This window comes from Luteimonas sp. A611, assembly GCF_054072715.1.
This window is the reverse complement of record NZ_JBSVRP010000002.1, coordinates 323,279-343,869: the sequence shown is the minus strand read 5'-3', so window position 1 is coordinate 343,869 and position 20,591 is coordinate 323,279. Positions and strand designations below refer to the sequence as shown.

Annotated in this window: 17 protein-coding genes; 9 read left to right on the top strand and 8 right to left on the bottom strand. The window is 70.4% G+C overall.

Going from position 1 to position 20,591, the window contains the following annotated elements; translation table 11 throughout:
* Complete coding sequence (locus tag ACW5EG_RS11875; protein WP_457018773.1) at positions 1–369, bottom strand: hypothetical protein; 369 nt, start codon at positions 367–369, stop codon at positions 1–3.
* Between the two features lie 459 nt (positions 370–828).
* On the opposite strand from ACW5EG_RS11875, the gene ACW5EG_RS11870 reads away from it, so the two are divergent.
* On the top strand, positions 829–2,208 hold the full coding sequence (locus ACW5EG_RS11870; protein ID WP_457018774.1) for a DEAD/DEAH box helicase: 1,380 nt from the start codon (positions 829–831) through the stop codon (positions 2,206–2,208).
* Positions 2,209–2,809: 601 nt separating this feature from the next.
* On the opposite strand, the gene ACW5EG_RS11865 is transcribed toward ACW5EG_RS11870, so the two are convergent.
* The 7 genes from ACW5EG_RS11865 to ACW5EG_RS11835 are packed head-to-tail and all read right to left on the bottom strand — an operon-like array spanning position 2,810 to position 10,527.
* The gene (locus ACW5EG_RS11865) at positions 2,810–3,937 is read right to left on the bottom strand and encodes a zinc-dependent alcohol dehydrogenase family protein (RefSeq protein ID WP_457018867.1); all 1,128 of its coding nucleotides are present in this window, start codon (positions 3,935–3,937) and stop codon (positions 2,810–2,812) included.
* 5 nt (positions 3,938–3,942) lie between these two features.
* Positions 3,943–4,371: an acyl-CoA thioesterase gene (locus ACW5EG_RS11860; RefSeq protein ID WP_457018775.1), complete on the bottom strand. Its 429-nt coding sequence runs from the start codon at positions 4,369–4,371 to the stop codon at positions 3,943–3,945.
* Positions 4,368–5,768, bottom strand: a complete 1,401-nt coding sequence (locus ACW5EG_RS11855) for a hypothetical protein (RefSeq protein WP_457018776.1) — start codon at positions 5,766–5,768, stop codon at positions 4,368–4,370. Before ACW5EG_RS11855 ends, ACW5EG_RS11860 begins: the two co-directional genes overlap by 4 nt.
* Positions 5,765–7,408, bottom strand: a complete 1,644-nt coding sequence (locus ACW5EG_RS11850; RefSeq protein WP_457018777.1) for a long-chain-fatty-acid--CoA ligase — start codon at positions 7,406–7,408, stop codon at positions 5,765–5,767. Before ACW5EG_RS11850 ends, ACW5EG_RS11855 begins: the two co-directional genes overlap by 4 nt.
* Positions 7,409–7,440: 32 nt before the next feature.
* On the bottom strand, positions 7,441–8,436 hold the full coding sequence (locus ACW5EG_RS11845; protein ID WP_457018778.1) for an NADPH:quinone oxidoreductase family protein: 996 nt from the start codon (positions 8,434–8,436) through the stop codon (positions 7,441–7,443).
* Positions 8,437–8,456: 20 nt separating this feature from the next.
* Positions 8,457–9,290 (bottom strand): IclR family transcriptional regulator, encoded by an 834-nt coding sequence (locus ACW5EG_RS11840; RefSeq protein WP_457021579.1) that lies wholly within the window; start codon positions 9,288–9,290, stop codon positions 8,457–8,459.
* Between the two features lies 1 nt (position 9,291).
* Positions 9,292–10,527, bottom strand: coding sequence for an acyl-CoA dehydrogenase family protein (locus tag ACW5EG_RS11835; protein WP_457021577.1), 1,236 nt, complete (start codon positions 10,525–10,527; stop codon positions 9,292–9,294).
* Between the two features lie 187 nt (positions 10,528–10,714).
* On the opposite strand from ACW5EG_RS11835, the gene ACW5EG_RS11830 reads away from it, so the two are divergent.
* The 8 genes from ACW5EG_RS11830 to ACW5EG_RS11795 are packed head-to-tail and all read left to right on the top strand — an operon-like array spanning position 10,715 to position 20,589.
* Positions 10,715–11,455 (top strand): 2-phosphosulfolactate phosphatase, encoded by a 741-nt coding sequence (locus ACW5EG_RS11830; protein WP_457018781.1) that lies wholly within the window; start codon positions 10,715–10,717, stop codon positions 11,453–11,455.
* Positions 11,452–12,510 (top strand): phosphotransferase family protein, encoded by a 1,059-nt coding sequence (locus tag ACW5EG_RS11825; protein WP_457018782.1) that lies wholly within the window; start codon positions 11,452–11,454, stop codon positions 12,508–12,510. The genes ACW5EG_RS11830 and ACW5EG_RS11825 overlap by 4 nt, the downstream gene beginning before the upstream one ends.
* Before the next feature lie 58 nt (positions 12,511–12,568).
* Complete coding sequence (locus tag ACW5EG_RS11820) at positions 12,569–14,680, top strand: 3-hydroxyacyl-CoA dehydrogenase NAD-binding domain-containing protein (RefSeq protein ID WP_457021575.1); 2,112 nt, start codon at positions 12,569–12,571, stop codon at positions 14,678–14,680.
* A gap of 8 nt (positions 14,681–14,688) precedes the next feature.
* Positions 14,689–15,867, top strand: a complete 1,179-nt coding sequence (locus ACW5EG_RS11815; protein ID WP_457021573.1) for an acetyl-CoA C-acyltransferase — start codon at positions 14,689–14,691, stop codon at positions 15,865–15,867.
* Between the two features lie 4 nt (positions 15,868–15,871).
* The gene (locus ACW5EG_RS11810) at positions 15,872–17,701 is read left to right on the top strand and encodes an acyl-CoA dehydrogenase (RefSeq protein ID WP_457021571.1); all 1,830 of its coding nucleotides are present in this window, start codon (positions 15,872–15,874) and stop codon (positions 17,699–17,701) included.
* 11 nt (positions 17,702–17,712) lie between these two features.
* Positions 17,713–18,495 carry an SDR family oxidoreductase gene (locus tag ACW5EG_RS11805; protein ID WP_457021569.1) on the top strand — a complete coding sequence of 261 codons (783 nt, stop codon included), beginning with the start codon at positions 17,713–17,715 and terminating at the stop codon, positions 18,493–18,495.
* The gene (locus ACW5EG_RS11800; protein WP_457021567.1) at positions 18,492–19,409 is read left to right on the top strand and encodes an SDR family oxidoreductase; all 918 of its coding nucleotides are present in this window, start codon (positions 18,492–18,494) and stop codon (positions 19,407–19,409) included. The genes ACW5EG_RS11805 and ACW5EG_RS11800 overlap by 4 nt, the downstream gene beginning before the upstream one ends.
* 16 nt (positions 19,410–19,425) lie before the next feature.
* Positions 19,426–20,589 (top strand): acyl-CoA dehydrogenase family protein, encoded by a 1,164-nt coding sequence (locus tag ACW5EG_RS11795; protein ID WP_457018788.1) that lies wholly within the window; start codon positions 19,426–19,428, stop codon positions 20,587–20,589.
* Positions 20,590–20,591: the final 2 nt, after the last annotated feature.

The window sequence follows — 20,591 nt, the reverse complement described above, 5'->3', positions numbered from 1 at the left end:
TCAGCGTCTCCGCGTGGGCGCGGTCAGCGAGAGCAGCAGGAAGCCGCCAACGAGGGCGGCGTTCTTCATGAAGTGCAGCAACTGCGCGCTGCGCGCAGGCTCGCCCTGCGACCAGAATGGATGCCAGAGCACCGCCTCGGCCAACACCAGGGCCGCGGCCAGCAGGGCGCTCCAGCGCAGCCGCCAGCCTCCCGCGACCGCCAGTCCGACCAGTAGCCCGGCCACGCTGAAGCTGAGCATCTCGCCGCTGGACTTGCCGCCCTGCACCACGTTCCACAGGCGCCATGCGCCCATGACGATGAGGACGCTTGCGAGCAGCAGGCGGGCGAGGGTGATTCCGGGACTCGATTGCGGCGTGCGGAAGGACATGCGGCGTTTCGCGTGGTGGGAACCCGCAAAGGGTGTCACAGGCGGGCGCACCGGTTCCAGTGGGCGGCCGGTGGCCTCGGCGCAACGATTGCCATCGGGGTCCCAGCGTGGGCGCAGGCACGCTGCCAGCTGACCGGCCAGGGCCGATGGGCGGCCCAAGGCTGGCGCAGGCAGGGGTCCAGCCCCTACAATGGCGGCGTTTGCAACACGGCTGCCCCTGCCTCGCGCAGGTTCACGATCCTGGCAGGCCGGCCCCGGGCACTCCCCGGCGGCGTCCTCTCCCGCACGTCTTTCGTCGCGCAGACACGGCCCGGAACCTCCGGCAGCCGTCAAATATTGCCCGCAACGCGGATCTGGATGGTTCCGGGCAAGCCAGTCGAAAGGTGCTGATTCGATGCCCGTGCCCACCCGGTGGATGCACGGCACGAAGTACTGCGGCTGTGAAGGAGTGCAATCCACATGACGTTTGAATCCCTCGGGCTTTCGCCCGCGTTGCTGCGCGCGCTGTCCGATGCCAGCTACACCACCCCCACGCCGATCCAGGCCCAGTCCATCCCCGCGCTGCTGTCGGGCAAGGACCTGCTGGGCGCTGCGCAGACCGGCACCGGCAAGACCGCCGCATTCGGCCTGCCGCTGCTGCAGAAGCTGTCCAAGGAAACGCCGCCCAAGGGTCCGCGCAAGCCGCGCGCCCTGGTGCTGGTGCCGACCCGCGAGCTCGCGGTGCAGGTGGCCGAGAGCATCAAGACCTACGGCCGCCACCTGCGGCTGAACGTGACCATGATCTTCGGCGGCGTTGGCATGCAGCCGCAGATCGACAACCTGCGTCGTGGCGTCGACATCCTGGTCGCCTGCCCGGGCCGGCTGATCGACCACCTCGATTCGGGCCACGCCAAGCTCGACGCGGTCGAGATGCTGGTGCTCGACGAGGCCGACCGCATGCTCGACATGGGCTTCCTGCCCTCGATCAAGCGCGTGCTTTCGCGCGTGCCGCAGGAGCGCCAGACCGCGCTGTTCTCCGCCACGTTCGAGCCGCGTATCCGCGGCCTGGCGATGGAACTGCTCAGGAATCCGGTGGAGGTGCAGGTCGCCGCGAAGAACACCATCGCCGAGACCATCGTCCACCGCGTGCATCCGGTCGATGCCTCGCGCAAGCGTGACCTGCTGGTCGAGATCCTCAGCCGCCGCCACACCGACCAGGTGCTGATCTTCGGCAAGACCAAGCATGGCTGCAACCGCCTCGCCGAACAGCTCGACAAGGCCGGCCTGCCGGCGCTGGCGATCCACGGCAACAAGAGCCAGGCGCAGCGTCAGAAGGCCCTGGACCAGTTCAAGTCGGGCAAGGCGCGCATCCTGGTGGCCACCGACGTGGCCGCGCGCGGCCTGGACATCCCCAGCCTGCCGCTGGTGATCAACCACGACCTGCCGATGGTGGCCGAGGATTACGTGCACCGCATCGGCCGCACCGGCCGCAACGGCGCCACGGGCGAAGCGCTTTCGCTGGTGGCACCGGAAGAAGGCGGCCTGCTGCGCCAGATCCAGCGCATGCTCAAGGCCGACATCGTGATGCAGACGGTCGATGGCTTCGAGCCGACGCGCCCGATCCGCCTCGACGCGCCGATCCCGAAGAACGGTGGCGGCCAGCAGCGTGGGCAGCCGGCGGGAGGCCGGGCGGCGCAGCGTCCGGACCAGCAGAAGCCCGGCGGCCAGCGCACCCCGCGCAAGGCCGGTGCCCGTGGGCATGGCAAGCCGGCCGACCGCGGCGCGCACGCACATGCGCACACCGGCAAGCCGGCAACGCGTCCAGCCCGCAGCAGCCAGCGCTTCGACTCGCGCGCCTGATCGGCGCACGCAAGGCGGCTTGAATGCAGCGGCCGGCCCCTCGCGGGGCCGGCCGTTTTTTTTGGTTCTTCTCCCAATCAAGGGAGAAGGTGGACACGATCGCGGAAAGTCCCACGCGGGCTTCGAATGGACGCCGCGCCCTGTCGACCGGGGATCGCTTTTCGCTCGGTCAGGGCATCATGCCCTGACTCGCGCGCAAAACATCCATGTTTTGCTTGTCGCGATCCCCGCTCGCCAGGACACGGCTCACTGCGACTGATGCTGCGATGCTTCGGTGGGAGCTTTTTCCAAGCCATGCCAGTGACTGGGCGATGGTTGTTCCGGGGCGGGGGTTGCGGAAAGCAGCGCATGGATGCGCTGCGGCGGCGAGTCAGCCATGGATGGCTGACCGAGCCGGAGAGCAACCCCCGCCCCGGAACGACCCCCGGCCGCAGGCCTGATCCATTCGCCTGCAATCCGGCTAACCCCCTCGAATGGGAGAAGAACCTTTTTTGCGCGCCTGCCGATCGGGCGTGGCTGGCGCGTGGCAGGTGCGATGCGGCCCATCGGGCGTGCCTGCATCTCGAGCGCGGTGCGATCGGGGCGCGCCCACCGGGCTGCGTCAGTCTTCGAACAGCACCACCTGCCGGATCGCCTCGCCGCGTGCGAGGCGGTCGAAGCCGGCGTTGATCCCGTCCAAAGACAGCCTGTGCGTGAGCAGCCGGTCCACCGGCAGGCGGCCCGCGCGGTACAGCGCGATGTAGCGGGGAATGTCGCGCCGCGGCACGGCCGATCCCATGTAGGAACCCTTCACCGTGCGCTCCTCGGCCACCAGGCTCACCGCCGGCACGCTGAATGCGCGTCCGGGTGCGGGCAGACCAACGGTGACGGTGGTGCCGCCGCGCCGGGTGGCGGCATAGGCCGCGGCCAGCGCTGCCTCGCTGCCTGCGGTTTCGATGGCGTGCTCGACGCCGCCGTTGCTGATGTCGCGGATCGCGGCGGCGACGTCGCCATCGCGCGCATCAATGCAGTGGCTGGCCCCGAGTTCGCGCGCCAGTGCCAGCTTGTCCGGCACCACGTCGACCGCGACCAGCGGCCACGCCGAGCAGGCGACCGCGCCCAGCAGTGCCGACAGGCCGACGCCACCCAGCCCGAACACCGCCACCGATTCTCCCGGGCGCACCGCGGCGGTGTTGACCACCGCGCCGACGCCGGTCATCACCGCGCAGCCGAACAGTGCGGCGATGTCGGGCGGCAGCGCGGGATCCACGCGCACGGCCGAGTGCTCCGACACCACCGCGTACTCGGCAAAGCCTGACACGCCCAGATGGTGGTGCAACGGCGCGTCGCTCGCGTCGCGCAGCCGCATGCCGCCTGCCAGCAGGCGACCTGCTGCGTTGGCCGCCGCGCCGGGCTCGCACAGCACCGGGCGGCCGCAGGCGCAGGGGCCGCAGTGACCGCACATCGGCACGAACGAGAACACCACCTGGCCGCCGGTGCGCAGGGTGGTCACGCCGTCGCCTGCTTCAACCACCTCGCCGGCCGCCTCGTGGCCGAGCAGCATCGGCAACGGCCGCGGGCGCGAGCCGTCGATGACGGAAAGATCCGAATGGCACAGCCCCGCCGCGCGCACGCGCACCAGCACCTCGCCGCGACCGGGCGGCAGCAGGCGCACCGTCTCGATGGACAGCGGCTGTGATTGCGCGTACGGCGCGGGCGCAGCGCTCGAGCGCAGCACCGCCGCGCGCATGGTGATCACGCCGGCGGCGCCAGCAGCGGCTGCAGCGCGGCGCGGATGCGCGCGGGGATCGGCGTGCTGCGGCGGCCGTCGCGGTCGACGAATACATGGACGAACCAGCCTTCGGCCGCTGGTTCGTCCTCGCCGGCGCGGAACAGGGCGATGCCATAGCGCACGCTGCTGTTGCCCAGCTTCTCCACGCGCAGCCCGGCGTCGACGCTGCCGGGAAAGGCGATCTCGCGCAGGAATCGGCAGTGCGATTCGGCGCACAGGCCGATCGCGGCGCCACGGTGGATGTCGAGCCCACCTTCGGTGATCAGGTACGTGTTGATCACCGTGTCGAAGTAGCTGTAGTACTCGACGTTGTTGACGTGGCCGTAGACGTCGTTGTCCTTCCAGCGGGTGGGGATGGCGAGGAAGTGGCGGTAGCCGTCGCGTGCGTTCATGCCTGCTGCTCGTGGATGTCGGATGCCGGGATGGGCGCTGGCGACGGCGAACCCTTCTGCTCGCGCCCCACCAGCAGGAACCAGCAGGCCACTGCCACCGCCAGCGCGATCCACGGATCGAACAGCGCCAGTGCCACGCCGCCCAGCAGCGCGCTGCCGCGCTCGGCGTTGTTGCGCGGGATGGCCATGCCGATGTAGGCGCAGGCGAAGCCCGAGGTCACCAGGGTGATCGCGAGCGCCACGCCCAGCAGCGGTTGCACCCCGGTCAGCAGGGGCATCAGGAAGTAGATGACCGGCAGGCCCATCAGGTAGTAGGAGATCAGGCCGCTGTGCAGGTCGCGCATCGAGCGCGGGCCCTCGCGCCAGCGCGTGGCGACCACGACATGCACGCCCGTCCACAGCGAGCCCTGCGCCGGGAAGAACGGCGCCACCAGCGCCGAGCCGGCGTTGCGCAGTGCCAGCACCAGGTGCGAGCGGCGCGGATCGATGCGGATCGGATCGTCGGGGCGCGACGGCTGTGCTTCGCGCACCACCGCATCGCCTGTCACCCAGTCGCCGAACTGGATCACGTAGGTCAGCAGCACCAGCGGCACCACGTCGAAGTACATCGACGCCGACGGCCAGCCGATCGAGAACGGCGACATTTTCGCGACCGCCTCGCCGACCGGCGGCAGCAGCCAGCCCCACTCGATCTGGTAGTGCACCTCGCCCACCAGCGGGCCGATGAGGGCGGCTGCGAGGAAGCCGGGCAGCAGGCCCAGCGAGGTGAGCGTGCGCAGCCAGCCGAAGCGCGCCTGCCAGCGGTGCAGCGGCGCGGAGAACACGCACATCAGGCAGATCGCGCAGGCCAGCAGGATCGAGATCGGTTGCTTGTGCAGGAAGCGCGGCGCATCGGTGATGAAGACCTGGTGGAACGCGGCCAGCGCCGAGCCGATGAGGATGCTGGCGCGCAGCGTTGGCGGCAACCACGCGATCAGGCGCGGCCCGGTGCCGGTGATGCCGAGTGCGAACACCAGCACGGCGAACTGCAGCGACAACGCGGTCATCGCCTGGAAGCGCAGGTCGGGGGTGTCGTAGCGCGCGAGCACGAAGGCCAGCACCAGCGGCAGCGCCGGCGTGTTCCAGCCCGGCGCGTAGGGATCGCCAAAGCCCCACAGCGACATGACCAGGAAGACGCTGAACAGCAGGGTGGCGGCGATGGCCTGCTCGAAGTCCATGCCGAAGTAGCCGGTGAGAATCGGCACCAGCGCCAGTCCGGTCGCGGTCGCGACCAGCGTGCCCTGCAGCAGCTCCTGCCAGCACGGGCGCGTATGCAGGAACGGCAGGCGGAAGGTGAACGGACCCCAGCGCCAGCCGGTCTTTTCGGGCGTGGGCCGCACGTCGCGCGCGCCGCTCATGGCGCACGTCCGTCTTCGGCTTCCTGCAGCGCGCGCCACTGCACCTTGCCGGTGGCGCTGCGCGGAAGCGCGGGCCTGAATTCGACCGCGTGCGGCACCTTGTAGGCGGCCATGTTCGCGCGCGCCCATTCGATGATCCCGGCTTCGCTGGCGTCGTGGCCTTCGCGCAACACGATGATCGCCTTTGCGCTTTCGCCGCGGTGCGCGTCGCGAATGCCGATCACGCAGGCTTCCTGCACCGCCGGGTGTCCGTACAGCAGTGCCTCGACCTCGGCCGGCCAGATCTTGAAGCCGGAGGCGTTGATCATGCGCTTGAGCCGGTCGACCATGAAGAAGTAGCCCTCGTCGTCGACGTAGGCCAGGTCGCCGGTGCGCAGGAAGCGCTTGCCGTCGATCTCCACGAAGGTGTCGCGGTCGTCCTGCGGCCGGCCGTGGTAACCAAGCATCACCTGCGGCCCGTGACTGACGATCTCGCCGACCTCGCCCACCGGCAGTTCCTCGAAGGTCTGCGGATCGACCACGCGCGCGTCGACGTCGAAGATCGGCAGGCCCAGGCACTGCGCCTTCGGGCGATGCACCGGATTGAGGTGTGTCGGCGCCATGGTTTCGGACAGGCCGTAGCCCTCGACATAGTCGATGCCCCACAGCTGGCGGATGCGTTCGGCAACCGCCTTGGGCATCGCCGCGCCGCCGCCGGTGAGGATGTGCATCGAGGACAGGTCGTGGGCCGACAGGTCCTGGTTGAGGAAGTCCATCAGCATGGTCGGGATCGCGGTCCAGGAGCCGGCGCGATGGCGTTCGATCAGCAGCGCCGCGCAGCGCTTGTCCCAGCGCGTCATCACCACGATGGTGTTGCCGCGCCAGACCGGCGTGGTGACGCCGTTCTGCATGCCGGTGACATGGAACATCGGCAGGTTGGCAAGCACCACGGTGTCCTTCGGCGCGAAGCACCATTCGGGCCCGGCGACGGTGGTGTGCATCACGCTGCGGTGGCTGTGCAGGCAGCCCCTGGGGTTGCCGGTGGTGCCGGAGGTGTAGGGCATCACCGCCAGATGGTCCGGTCCGGAGAGGCATTCGGCCGGCACCAGCTGTTGCGCCAGCGCATCGGCCCAGGCGACGGTGCCTTCGACGTGCGCACGCGGCATCGCCACCACATCCGGCAATGGCAGGTCGGTGGCGGGGTCGATGTAGTCGGCGTAGGTGGCGACGATGGCGTGGTCGAGCAGTTCGCCCTTGAGCGGCAGCAGTTCCGGCAGCAGTTCCTGCGCCACCAGCGCCACCCGCGCCCCGCTGTCGCGGACGATGTGCCGCACTTCCTCCAGCCGGTTCATGCTGTTGACCGGCACCACCACCGCGTCCGCGCGCAGGATCGCGTGGAAGGCGACGACGAACTGCGGGCAGTTCTGCATGAACAGCGCCACGCGGTCGCCGCGCGCCACGCCGCAGCGCTGCTGCAGGAAGCCGGCCAGCGCGACCGCCTGTGCATCGAGTTCGGCATAGGACAGCTCGCCGCCGTAGAAGATCGTGGCCGGGCGCCGCGGGTAACGGCGCGCGCTGGTGGCGAGATTCTCGTACAGCGAGGTCTGCGGCAGCTCGAGGTGGTGCGGCAGTCCGGGGGGCCAGTGCGGGGAACGCGGCATCGGTGGCTCCTGTTGTCGTGGCCGGGCGAGGCTCAGTCGTGTAGCTGCGGCAAGACCACCAGCTTGCCCACGGCCTCGCGGCCGAGCAGGGCGTTGAGCGCGGCGGGTGCCTGCGACAGCGGGTAGCGCGTGGACACCAGCGGCCGCAGCGCGCCCTCGCGCAGCCATGCGAGCAACTGGCGGGTGTTGGCGGCGTTGGCCTCGGGTTCGCGGCGTACGAAGTCGCCCCAGAACACGCCGACCAGTGCGCTGCCCTTGAGCAGCAGCAGGTTGGCCGGCAGCTTCTGGATCTCGCCGGCGGCGAAGCCGACGACCAGGTGGCGGCCGCGCCAGCCGATGCTGCGCAATGCCGTCTCGCTGATGTCGCCGCCGACCGGGTCGTAGACGATGTCGACGCCGCGCCCGCCGGTGAGTGCCTTGATCCGGTCGCGGAAGCCGTCGGCGGTGTAGTCGACGACCTCGTCCGCGCCGCGCGAGCGCGCCGCCTCGCGCTTGGCTTCGCTGGACGCCGCCGCGATCACGCGCAGGTCCATGCGCTTGCCCAGCTCGACCGCCGCCAGGCCGACGCCGCCACCGGCGCCGAGCACCAGCAGGATTTCGCCAGGCTTCGCCCCGGCGCGGTCCTTGAGCGCGTGGTAGGAGGTGCCGTAGGTCAGCAGGAAGCTGCCGGCCAGTTCCAGTTCCTCGTCGCCGGTGTCGTCCGGCAGGACGATGAGGTGGCCGGCTTCGGCAACGACTTCTTCGGCGTATGCGCCGAACGACGCGCTCCCGACGACCTTGTCGCCGACCTCCGGCGACGCCACGCCTTCCCCGACCGCGCTGACCGTGCCGGAGAATTCGGAGCCGGGCGCGAACGGGAAATCGGGGCGGAGCTGGTACTTGCCCGCGACCATCAGTGCGTCGGGGAAATTCACCGCGGCCACGCGCACCCGCACGCGCACCTGTCCGGGGCCCGGTGCGGGCAGCGGCATGTCCTTGACCTGCAGCGAGTCGGGCGTGCCCCAGGCCTCGCAGACGACGGCTTTCATGTGGTGATCCTCCCCGGGATTCAGAAGCGGCCTTCGGTGGCCTCGTAGACGCGGTTGCGCAGCGCCACCAGGCGCGGCCCGTAGTCCTGCACCAGCTTGTCGCGCGTCATCACCGAGACGCGGCCGCTGATGTTGAAGGCGAAGTGGCGGGTGCGGTCGGCCGACACCATCGGCACGCCGACCGCGAACACGTCGGGGTTCCAGTCGCCCAGCGAGAACACGAAGCCGTAGGTTTCGTAATCCTGGCGCGCGCGCTCGATCCCGGCGCGGATCTGCGGCCAGGCTTCGGGGCTGCTGGTGTGCGCCAGTTCGGCCAGGCGCTGTTCAAAGACTTCGCGTGGGCGCGCGGCGAGGTCGGCGCGACCGAGCGCGGTGGTGCCGTGCGGCACGCGCGCGCCCTTTTCCAGGCGCAGGTTGAACATCTCGTCGCCCTGGCACACCTCCAGCAGCAGCATGCGCAGGCCTTCGGGCACGGCCAGCATCACCGCCGACTGGGTGTAGTCGGCCAGCTCCTGCATCAGCGGCTGGGCGATGCCGACGATGTCGTGGCCGGCCATGTAGGCGTGGCCGAGGCCGAGCACGGCCGGGCCGAGCGCGTACTTCTCCAGCGTCGGCGAGTATTCGAGGTAGCCCAGCGTGGCCAGCGTCTGCGTCAACCGCGACACGGTGGCCTTGGGCAGGCGGGTGCGCCTGGCGATGTCCTGGTTGCCGAGATAGCGTTCGTCCGGGTTGCCGCGCGTGCGCTCGAAGCAGCGCAGGATCGAGAACGCGCGCACCACCGAATTCACCAGCTGCGGGTTGTGGCCGTCGAGGCCGACGGTCAGGGTCTGGATGTCGCGTTTGGGGCTGCCCATGTCAGTGGCCTCCCCTGGGCGGTGCGTACTTCCTGAGCTCGAGGCGGGCGATCGTCTCGCGGTGCACTTCGTCCGGGCCGTCGGCCATGCGCAGGGTGCGCGTGTGCGCCCAGGCCTTGGCCAGGAAGGTGTCCTGGCTGACGCCGGCCGCGCCGTGCGCCTGCACCGCCCAGTCGATGACCTTCTCGGCCGCCTGCGGCGCGATCACCTTGATCATCGCGATCTCCTTGCGCGCGGCCTTGTTGCCCACCGTGTCCATCATCCGCGCCGCCTTGAGCACCATCAGCCGCGCCTGGTCGAGCAGGCAGCGCGACTGCGCGATGCGCTCGCGCCAGATCGAGTACTCCGAGACGGCGCGGCCAAAGGCCTGGCGCGAGGCGAGGCGCCGGCACATCGCCTCGAGCGCGCGCTCGCCCAGGCCAATCGCGCGCATGCAGTGGTGGATGCGGCCGGGGCCGAGCCGGCCCTGCGCGATCTCGAAGCCGCGGCCGTCGCCCAGCAGCATGTTGGAGGCGGGCACGCGCACGTTCTCCAGCGCGACCTGCATGTGGCCGTGCGGCGCATCGTCGTAGCCGTACACGTCCATCGCCCGCTCGACGCGGATGCCGGGCGTGTCGGCGGGGACGAGGATCATCGAGTGGCGCCCGTGCGGATCGGCATCCGGGTCGGTGATGCCCATGACGATGTAGACCTTGCAGCGTGGGTCGCCGGCGCCGGAGGCGTACCACTTGCGGCCCTCGACCACGTACTCGTCGCCGTCGCGGCGGATCGCGCATTCGAGGTTGGTGGCGTCGGACGAGGCCACCGCCGGCTCGGTCATCAGGAAGGCGGAGCGGATGCTGCCCTCGAGCAGGGGGTCCAGCCAGCGCGCCTGCTGTGCCTCGGTGCCGTAGCGCGCCAGGACCTCCATGTTGCCCGTATCCGGCGCGCTGCAGTTGAACACCTCGGGCGACCAGTGCACCCGCCCCATCAGCTCGCACAACGGTGCGTAGTCGAGGTTGGACAGGCCCTCGGGCGCGCGCGGGGAGTTGGGCAGGAACAGGTTCCACAGGCCCTGCGCGCGGGCCTCGGCCTTGAGCCGCTCGATCACGTCGCTGGCCCGCCAGGGATCGCCGGCGGCACGTGCCCCGGCCTCTTCCTCGAGGTGGGCGGCCTCGCTTGGCCAAACGCGCTCCTGCAGGAAGGACAGCAGGCGCTGCTGAAGGGCTAGTGCGTGGGGTGAGGGTGTCAGGTCCATAAAGTTCCGTATGTCGAAACATAGTTCCATCAATTAACGCGATGCTATGCCGAGCGATCGGCAAGCGCAACCCGCTGATAAGGCCCGGCAAGTTGTGCAACGCAGCACGCGTGCCGCTTGCGATGCGTGGAGATGGGGGCTAGATTATTCCAATGTACAGAATTAAGTTCCACTATACGGAATTCAAGTGACCGACCCGGATCCCGGTTCGCTGCCCAGCCTGCACGTGCTCGTCCGCCGCGAGGACGTGGATCCCGGGCGGCTGCGCGGACGCGTGGTGGTGGTGGTCGACGTGCTGTTCGCGACCTCGACCATCGTGCGCGCGCTCGACGCCGGCGTGGCCTCGGTCTACCCGGCGCGTGACGACGAAGATGCACGTGTCGCCGCCCGGCAGCGCCCGGGCGCGGTGGTTGCCGGCGAATACCTTGCGCGCACCTTGCCCGACCATGCCCCCGCCACGCCGCTGGCGCTGGCTGCGCGCCTGCGCGACGGCGGCGAACTGGTCTACTTCACCACCAACGGCACCCGTGCGATCTCGGCCTGCAGCGACGCGGGCGCGGTCTATGCCGGTGCATTGACCAACGCCGCAGCGCTGGCGCGCCACATCGCCCGCGTCCACCCGGGCTGGCCGGTGCTGCTGGTGTGCGCGGGCTCGCTGGGGCGTTTCAGCCTGGAGGATTTCATTGGCGCGGGCCACCTGGTGCGCGCGCTGCGGGGGTGCGCCGACTACGCGGCGAGTGACGCGGCGCTTGCGGCCGAATACGCCTGCGCCGGCACGGAGCCGGCCGCGGCGCTCGCCCGTTCGCGGGTCGGTCGGATGCTGGCGCGGGCGGGGTTGGACGAAGAGATCGCGCACGCGGCGTCCTGCGATTCGTGCGACGTGGTGCCGGTGCTGCGCGACGGCGTGCTGGTGAGGGCGGCGGCGTGAGCGGTGCGTCGCCGCTCCCGACGGTCGAGGCCGGCGCCGGTCGCCTGCGGGCGTGGCTGCGCGCGCACCTGGAGGGCTTCGACGGCGAACTGCAGTTCGACCGCCTCGGCGGCGGGCGCTCCAACCCGGGCTGGCGCCTGCGCAGCGCACGTCGCGACTGCGTGCTGCGCGCGCGCCCCGGTCCGCGCACGCAGTTGCTGCCGTCCGCGCACGCGATCGAACGCGAATTCCGGGTGCAGCGGGCGCTGGCCGGCAGCGGCGTGCCGGTTCCGGCGGTGCACGCGCTGTGCGAGGACGAGACGATCATCGGCGCCGGCTTCTACGTGATGGACTTCGTCGACGGCGACATCTTCCGCGAACAGTCCCTGCCGGGCCTGTCGCGCGATGCGCGCGGCGCGCGCTATGACGCGATGAACGCTTCGATCGCCACCCTGCACACGCTCGACGTGGATGCGCTGGGACTGGGCGACTACGGTCGCGGCGGCAGCTACTTCGAGCGCCAGATCGCCCGCTGGACGCGCCAGTACGCGGCCAGCCGCGACGGCGAAGTCGCGGCGATGGAGCGGCTGATCGCGTGGCTGCCGGCGCATGTGCCGCGCGAGCACGATGAGCCGGTGGTGCTGGTGCATGGCGACTTCCGCATCGACAACCTCGTGTTCGCCCGCGACGAGCCGCGGCTGCTGGCGGTGCTGGACTGGGAGCTGTCCACGCTCGGTCATCCGCTGGCCGATTTCGGCTACCACGTGATGAGCTGGCACATCGCGCCTGGCTTCCTCGCCGGCCTCGGCGGCCTCGACCTCGACGCACTCGGCATCCCCGGCGAGGACGACTACGTGCGCGCCTACGAGCGCCGCACCGGATCGAGCGTCGGCGGGCACTGGGACTTCTGCCTGGCCTACAACCTGTTCCGGCTCGCCGCGATCCTGCAGGGCGTGGCCGCACGCGCGCGCGCCGGCATGGCGACCGACCCGGACGCGCTGCGCTTCGGCGCGCAGGTGCCGATGCTGGCCGAACTCGGCTGGCGCTTCGCGCAGCGCGCCGGGACGGGCGCGTGATCCTGGCGCAGGCATCGATCTTCCCTTCCTTCCCACACCGCAAGGTGCAGGCACCGACATGGCCGTAACTCGTACATCGCGCGACGACATCGCCGTCATCACCTTCGACAGCCCGCCGGTCAACGGACTGGGCCTGGACATCCGCCGCGGCCTGGCCGAAGCGCTGGCTGTGGCCAATGCCGACGACACGGTCGCAGGCATCGTCATCACCGGCGGCGGCCGCGTGTTCTCGGGTGGCGCCGACATCAAGGAGTTCAACACCCCGCGCGCCATGCAGGCGCCCAACCTGCACGATCTGATCGCGGCGGTGGAAGCCAGCGCCAGGCCGGTGGCGGTCGCCATCAACGGCACCGCGCTGGGCGGCGGGCTGGAGCTCGCGCTCGGCACCCACTACCGCGTGGCGCACGCAAAGGCCGAGGTCGGCCTGCCGGAAGTGAAGATCGGCATCCTGCCCGGCGCCGGCGGGACACAGCGGCTGCCGCGCGTGGTCGGGCTGGAAACCGCGCTGAACATGATCGTGTCCGGCGCGATGGTGCCCGCCGCCCGGCTCGAAGGCACCGCACTGTTCGACCGCGTGGTCGAGGGCGACGTGGTCGAGGCCGCGATCGAACTGCTCAAGGACAGGATTGCCGCAGGCCGGCCGCACCCGCGCGTACGCGATCGCAAGGTCGAGCACGACGATGCGCAGGGCTTCCTCGCCTGGGCGCGCATGGGCGTGGCCGCGGCTTCGAAGAATTTTCCCGCGCCGCTGCGCTGCGTGGATGCCGTGGCCGCCTCGCTCAAGCCGTTCGACGAGGGCATCGCGGTCGAACGCGAGGGCTTCACCGTGCTGGTGGATTCCCCCGAATCGCGCGCGTTGCGCCACGCCTTCTTCGGCGAGCGCGCCGCCAGCAAGATCGAAGACGTCGGCCCGGACGTGCAGCCGCGCCCGATCGAGCGGGTCGGCGTGGTCGGTGCCGGCACCATGGGCAGCGGCATCAGCATGAACTTCCTCAACGCCGGCATCCCGGTGGCGCTGGTGGAGACCACGCAGGAGGCGCTGGATCGCGGCCTGGACACGATCCGCCGCAACTACGAGAACAGCGCGAAGAAGGGCAAGCTCACCGCCGAACAGGTCGAGCAGCGCATGGGACTGATCACGCCCTCGCTGTCCTGCGACGCGCTTGCCGACGCCGACCTCGTCATCGAGGCGGTGTACGAGGAGTACGAGGTCAAGCAGGCGGTGTTCGCCAAGATCGACGCCGTGGCCAGGCCCGGCGCGATCCTCGCCACCAACACCTCCACGCTCGACGTGGACAGGATCGCGGCCTTCACCAGCCGCCCGCAGGAGGTGCTGGGCCTGCACTTCTTCAGCCCGGCCAACGTGATGCCGCTGCTGGAGGTGGTGCGCGGCGGCAAGACCGCGAAGGACGTGATGGCCACCGCGATGGCGATGGCCAAGCGGATCCGCAAGACCGCGGTGGTGTCGGGGGTGTGCGACGGCTTCATCGGCAACCGCATGATCGAGCAGTACGCGCGCCAGGCCGGCTTCCTGCTCGACGAGGGCGCGCTGCCGCAGCAGGTCGACCGCGCGATCGAGGCGTTCGGCTTTGCGATGGGGCCGTTCCGGATGGGTGACCTCGCCGGCAACGACATCGGCTGGGCGATCCGCAAGCACCGCTACCTCGAGCGCCCCGGCATGGTCTACGCGAAGAACGCCGACCTGCTGTGCGAGATGGGCCGCTACGGCCAGAAGACCGGCAAGGGCTGGTACGACTACGTGCCGGGCGACCGCACGCCGCGGCCCTCGGCCGAGGTCGAGGCGATGATCGTCGGGCAGTCGAAGGCGCAGGGCATCGCGCGCCGCGCGATCGGCGACGAGGAGATCGTCGAGCGGCTGCTGTACGCGCTGGCCAACGAAGGCGCGCGCATCCTCGAGGAGGGCATCGCCGCGCGTGCCTCCGACATCGACATCGTCTACCTGTCCGGCTACGGCTTCCCGGTATGGCGCGGCGGGCCGATGTTCCATGCCGACCAGGTCGGCCTCTACAACGTGCTCGCGACGATGCGCCGCTACGCGCGCGGCCACCGCGGCGAAGCCTGGGAGCCGGCGCCGCTGCTGGTCGAACTGGCCGAATCCGGCCGCTCCTTCAACGATCCGGTTGCGCGCCCGCGCGCCGCCGCCGCGTGAGGTCTCCCGTGAAAGAAGCCGTCATCGTCTCCACCGCGCGCACCGGCCTGGCCAAGAGCTGGAAGGGCGCGCTCAACCTGACCCACGGCGCCACGGTCGGCGGCCACGTGGTGCGCCATGCGGTCGAGCGCGCGGGCATCGATCCGGCGGAGGTCGAGGACGTGGTCATGGGCTGCGCCTGGCCCGAGGGCGCGACCGGCAGCAACATCGCGCGCCAGGCCGCGATCCGCGCCGGGCTTCCGGCGAGCGTGGCGGGCGCCACGGTCAACCGCTTCTGCGCCTCCGGCCTGCAGGCGATCGCGCAGACCGCCCAGCGCATCGTCGCCGGTGAGGGCGATGTGTTCGTGGCCGGCGGCGTGGAGTGCATCTCCACGGTGCAGAACACGATCAACCAGCACATGCTGGAAGACACCTGGATGCAGCGGCACTACCCGGCGATCTACATGCCGATGCTGCACACCGCCGAGAACGTGGCCAAGCGCTACGGCATCGACCGCGAGCGCCAGGACCGCTACGGCGCCGAAAGCCAGCTGCGCGCCGCCGCGGCGCAGGCGGCCGGACGCTTCGACGAGGAGATCGTGCCGATCACCGTGCGCATGGCCGTGGCCGATCCGGCGACGAAGGCGATGGGCACGCGCGAGGTCACGCTGTCGGCCGACGAAGGCGTGCGCGCCGATACCACCTACGAAGGCGTGTCGGGGATCCGCACCGCAATCCCAGGCGGCGTGATTTCCGCCGGCAACGCCAGCCAGTTCTCCGACGGCGCGTCCGCGTCGGTGCTGATGTCGGCCGATGCCGCGCAGCGCAGGGGACTGCAGCCGCTGGGCGTGTTCCGCGGCTTCGCGGTGGCGGGCTGCGACGCCGACGAGATGGGCGTCGGGCCGGTGTTCGCGGTGCCGAAGCTGCTGAAGAGCGCGGGACTGACCGTCGACGACATCGGCCTGTGGGAGCTCAACGAGGCGTTCGCGGTGCAGGTCCTGTACTGCATGGACAGGCTCGGCATCCCGCACGAACGGCTCAACGTCAATGGCGGCGCGATCGCGGTCGGGCATCCCTACGGCGTCAGCGGTGCGCGCCTGGTCGGGCACGCGCTGATCGAGGGCCGGCGCCGTGGCGTGAGGCACGTGGTGGTGACCATGTGCGTCGGCGGCGGCCAGGGCGCGGCGGGACTGTTCGAGGTCATGTGACGCCATGGCCGGACTGCTCGTTTCGCGCGAAGACCTGCGCTTCCAGCTGCACGACTGGCTGGACGTGGACGCACTGACGCAGGCGCCGCGCTTCGCGGCGCATTCGCGCGAGACCTTCGATGCGGTGCTGGACGGCTGCGAGCGGCTGGCGGAAGACGTGTTCGCGCCGTGCTACCAGGCGGCCGACCGGGAGGAGCCGCAGTACGACGGCGACCAGGTCACGGTGCATCCGCAGGTTGCCGAGGCGGTGCGCGCCTTCGCGGCAAGCGGCCTGGTCGCAGCGACGCACGATGAATCGGTGGGCGGCATGCAGTTGCCGGTCGTGGTGCACGCCGCGGCGCTGGCCTACCTGTACGCGGCCAACATCGGCGCCTGCGCCTATCCGGCGCTGACCATGGGCAACGCCTCGCTGCTGCTGGCGCACGGCACGCCGGCGCAGGTCGACACCTTCGCCCTGCCGCAGCTGCGCGGGGAATGGACCGGCACCATGTGCCTGTCGGAGCCGCAGGCGGGCTCGTCGCTGTCGGACATCGCCACGCGCGCCGAATACGAGTGCGAATCGCCGCTGGGGCCGCAGTACCGCGTCAGCGGCCGCAAGATGTGGATCTCGGGCGGCGAGCACACCATCCTCGGCAACATCGTCCATCTGGTGCTGGCCAAGGTGCCGGACGCGGACGGCAGGCTGCCGCACGGGACGCAGGGGATTTCGCTGCTCGTCGTGCCGCGCGTGCTGCCCGGTGTCGATGGCGGCGCGGGCGAACGCAACGACGTCAGTCTCGCCGGCATCAACCACAAGCTCGGCTACCGCGCCACGGTGAACTGCGCGCTCAACTTCGGCGAAGGACGGTTCCGGCCCGGTGACCGCGCCGGCGCGGTCGGCTACCTCGTCGGCAGGCCCGGCGAGGGCCTGGCCTGCATGTTCCACATGATGAACGAGGCGCGCATCGGCGTTGGCCTCGGCGCGGCGGCGCTGGGCTATACCGCCTACCTGCACGCACTGGACTATGCGCGCAACCGCCCGCAGGGGCGTCTGCCGGGGCCTGCCGGAAAGGACGCATTGCAGCCGCAGGTGGCGCTGGTCGCGCATGCCGACGTGCGCCGCATGCTGCTGGCGCAGAAGGCGTATGCCGAAGGCGGGCTGGGCCTGGTATTGCTGTGCGCGAAGCTGGTCGACGAGGCCAGCATCGCGCGCGAGGCGGGCGACGCGAAAGCCGTCGCATCGTGCAGCCGGCTGCTCGGCATCCTCACGCCCATCGCCAAGAGCTGGCCTTCGCAGTGGTGCCTGGCCGGCAACGACCTGGCGATCCAGGTGCACGGCGGCTACGGCTACACGCGCGACTACAAGGTCGAGCAGTTCTGGCGCGACAACCGGCTCAACGCGATCCACGAGGGCGCGCACGGCATCCAGGGCATCGACCTGCTCGGGCGCAAGGTGGCAATGGACGATGGCGCGGCGTTCGCGGCGTACTGCGGGCTGGTCCAAGCCACCATCGATCGTGCCCGCACGGGCGCACACATCGCGGACGCGGAGCGGCTGGCCGCACGCCTCGATCGCCTGCGCGAAGTCACTGCGCGCTTGCTCGCCGTCGCCGAGCCGGTGGCGCGGCTGGCCAACGCCAGCGCCTATCTGGAGGCCTTCGGCCACGTCACCGTTGCCTGGATCTGGCTGGACCAGGTGCTGGCGCTGGGCGACCGCGACGACGACTTCGCGCGCGGCAAGCGCCAGGCCGCGCGCCATTTCATCGCCTGGGAACTGCCGCGCGTGGACGCATGGCTGGACCGCCTGGCCGACAACGACGACACCGCGCTCGCCATGCGCGACGAATGGTTCTGAAGGAGATACGCATGCCATCCCACCGGACATTGTTCGACCTCGATGGCCGCGTCGTCCTGATCACCGGCGGATCGCGCGGGCTTGGCCTGCAGATCGCGGAGGCGCTGGGCGACTACGGCGCCAGCGTGATGATCTCCGCGCGCAAGCAGGCCGAACTCGACGCCGCGCTGGCGCAACTGCGGCAGCGTGGCATCCGCGCCGAGGCCTTCGCGGCCGACATCGGCAAGCCCGAATCGGTTGCCGGCCTGGTCGATGCCACGCTCGCCGCCTTCGGCCACATCGACATCCTGGTCAACAACGCCGGCACGAGCTGGGGCGCGGACGCGGCCGACTATCCGCTCGAGGCCTGGGACAAGGTCTTCGACCTCAACGTGCGTGGCCTGTTCCTGCTGACGCAGCAGGTGGCGAAGCGCTCGATGCTGCCCCGCGGCCGTGGGCGCATCATCAACCTCGCCTCCGTCGCCGGCCTGCGCGGCAACGCCGGCGGCGCGCTGAAGACCGTCGCCTACAACGCGTCCAAGGGCGCAGTGGTCAACCTGACCCGTGCACTCGCGGCGGAGTGGGGCGGCCAGGGCATCACCGTCAACGCCATCGCGCCGGGATTCTTCCCATCGAAGATGAGCCGGGGCGTGATCGATGCGCTCGGTGAGGAGGCGTTGATGGGCAATGCGCCGCTGCGCCGGCTCGGTGGCGACGGGGACCTCAAGGGCGCCGCGCTGCTGTTCGCGTCCGACGCCGGCGCACACATCACCGGCCAGGTGTTGGCCGTCGATGGCGGGTACACGGCGGTATGAGTGCCTGCACGCTGGCCATGGGCGCGCTGCGCGGCAAGGTCGCCGTTATCACCGGGGCCGGCTCGGGCTTCGGCCGCGAGTTTGCGCGCAACGCCGCGCGCGCGGGCATGGCACTGGTGCTGGCGGACGTGCAGGCCGACGCGCTGTCAGGGACGGTCGCCGAACTCGAAGGCGAGGGCGCCGAGCTGATGCACCGGCGCCTGGACGTGGCCCGGGGCGAGGACATGCACACGCTTGCGCACGATGCCTGGGCGCGTTTCGGTGCGGTGCACCTGCTGTTCAACAACGCCGGCGTTGGCACCACCGGACTGCTGTGGGAATCCACGGAGCAGGACTGGGAATGGGTGCTCGGCGTGAACCTGTGGGGCAGCATCCACGGCGTTCGCGCCTTCGTGCCGCGCATGCTGGCCGCCGCGCGCGAGAATGCCGGATACCGGGCGCACGTGGTCAACACCGCATCGATGGCGGGGCTGGTCGATCCGCCGCTGACCGGCCCCTACAACGTCGCCAAGCACGCGGTGGTGTCGCTGTCGGAAACCCTGCACCAGGACCTGTCGCTGGTCACGCGCCAGGTCGGCTGCTCGGTGCTGTGTCCGTCGTGGGTGGCCACCGGCATCGCCCATTCCGACCGCAATCGGCCGGCGCAGACGCCTTCGACCACGCGCGCTGCCGCGCTGGGCCGCGCACTGGTCGAGCAGGCAGTGGCGTCGGCCAGGCTCACCGCAGCCGACGTCGCGCGCCTCACCTTCGATGCCGTCGCCGCGCGCCGCTTCTGGATTCTGCCGCACCCGCAGGCGCTCGACGGCGTGCGCGCCCGCATCGATGCGCTGCAGGCCGGCGACGCGCCTCCCGATCCCTATGCCGCGATGCCGCAGCTGCGGCAGCAGCTGGTCGACGCGCTGCGCGCGCCCTGAACTCCACGGAGACCGAATGGACCTCAACTTCAGCCCCGACGAACTCGCCTTCCGCGACGAGGTACGCGCCTTCATCGCTGTGCACCTGCCCGACGATATCCGCGACCGTGTGCGCCGCGGCGACGAGGGCGACACCGAACGCGATCTTCGCCGCTGGCAGCAGATCCTGCACGCGCAGGGCTGGGGCGCGGCGATGTGGCCGGCCGAGCACGGCGGCACCGGCTGGGACAAGACCCGCCAGTACCTGTTCGAGCTCGAATGCGCCGCCGCCGACGCGCCAATCCAGTTGCCGTTCGGCCTGAAGATGGTGGCGCCGGTAATCATGCGCTACGGCTCGCAGGCGCAGAAGGAGCGCTTCCTGCCGCGCATCCTCGACGGCAGCGACTGGTGGTGCCAGGGCTATTCCGAACCCGGTTCGGGCTCGGACCTCGCCTCGCTCAAGACCCGCGCCGAGCGCGATGGCGACCACTACATGGTCAACGGCCAGAAGGCCTGGAACACACTCGGCCAGTACGCCGACTGGATCTTCTGCCTGGTGCGCACCGACCCGGCGGCCAAGCCGCAGCGCGGCATCAGCTTCCTGCTGGTCGACATGAAGACGCCCGGCATCCGCCTGCAGCCCACGCGACTGCTCGACGGCCGCTTCGAAGTCAACGAAGTGTTCTTCGACAACGTGCGCGTACCGGTCGGGAACCTCGTCGGCGAGGAGAACGCCGGTTGGACCTACGCCAAGTTCCTGCTCGGCCACGAGCGCACCAACATCGCCGGCATCGGCGCCAGCCGCCGCGAGCTGGCGCGGCTTGGGCGCATGGCCGGCGAACTCCGCCGCGACGGCGCGCCGCTGGCCGACGATCCACTGTTCGCCACGCGCATTGCGCAGGTGGCGCTGGAGCTCAAGGCGCTTGAGGTCACCAACCTGCGCGTGATCTTCGCCGAGGCACGCCAGCAGGCGCCGGGGCCGGAGGCGTCAATGCTCAAGGTCCGCGGCACCGAGATCCTCCAGCGCATCAGCGAACTGCAGGTCGAGGCGCTCGGCGCGAAGGCACTGGCGTTCGACGGCGACGGCGAGGACGTGCCGCGCGCGGTCGGCAACTACATGAACCTGCGCAAGCTCAGCATCTACGGCGGATCCAACGAGATCCAGCGAAACATCATCGCGCAGATGGTCCTCAATCTCTGACG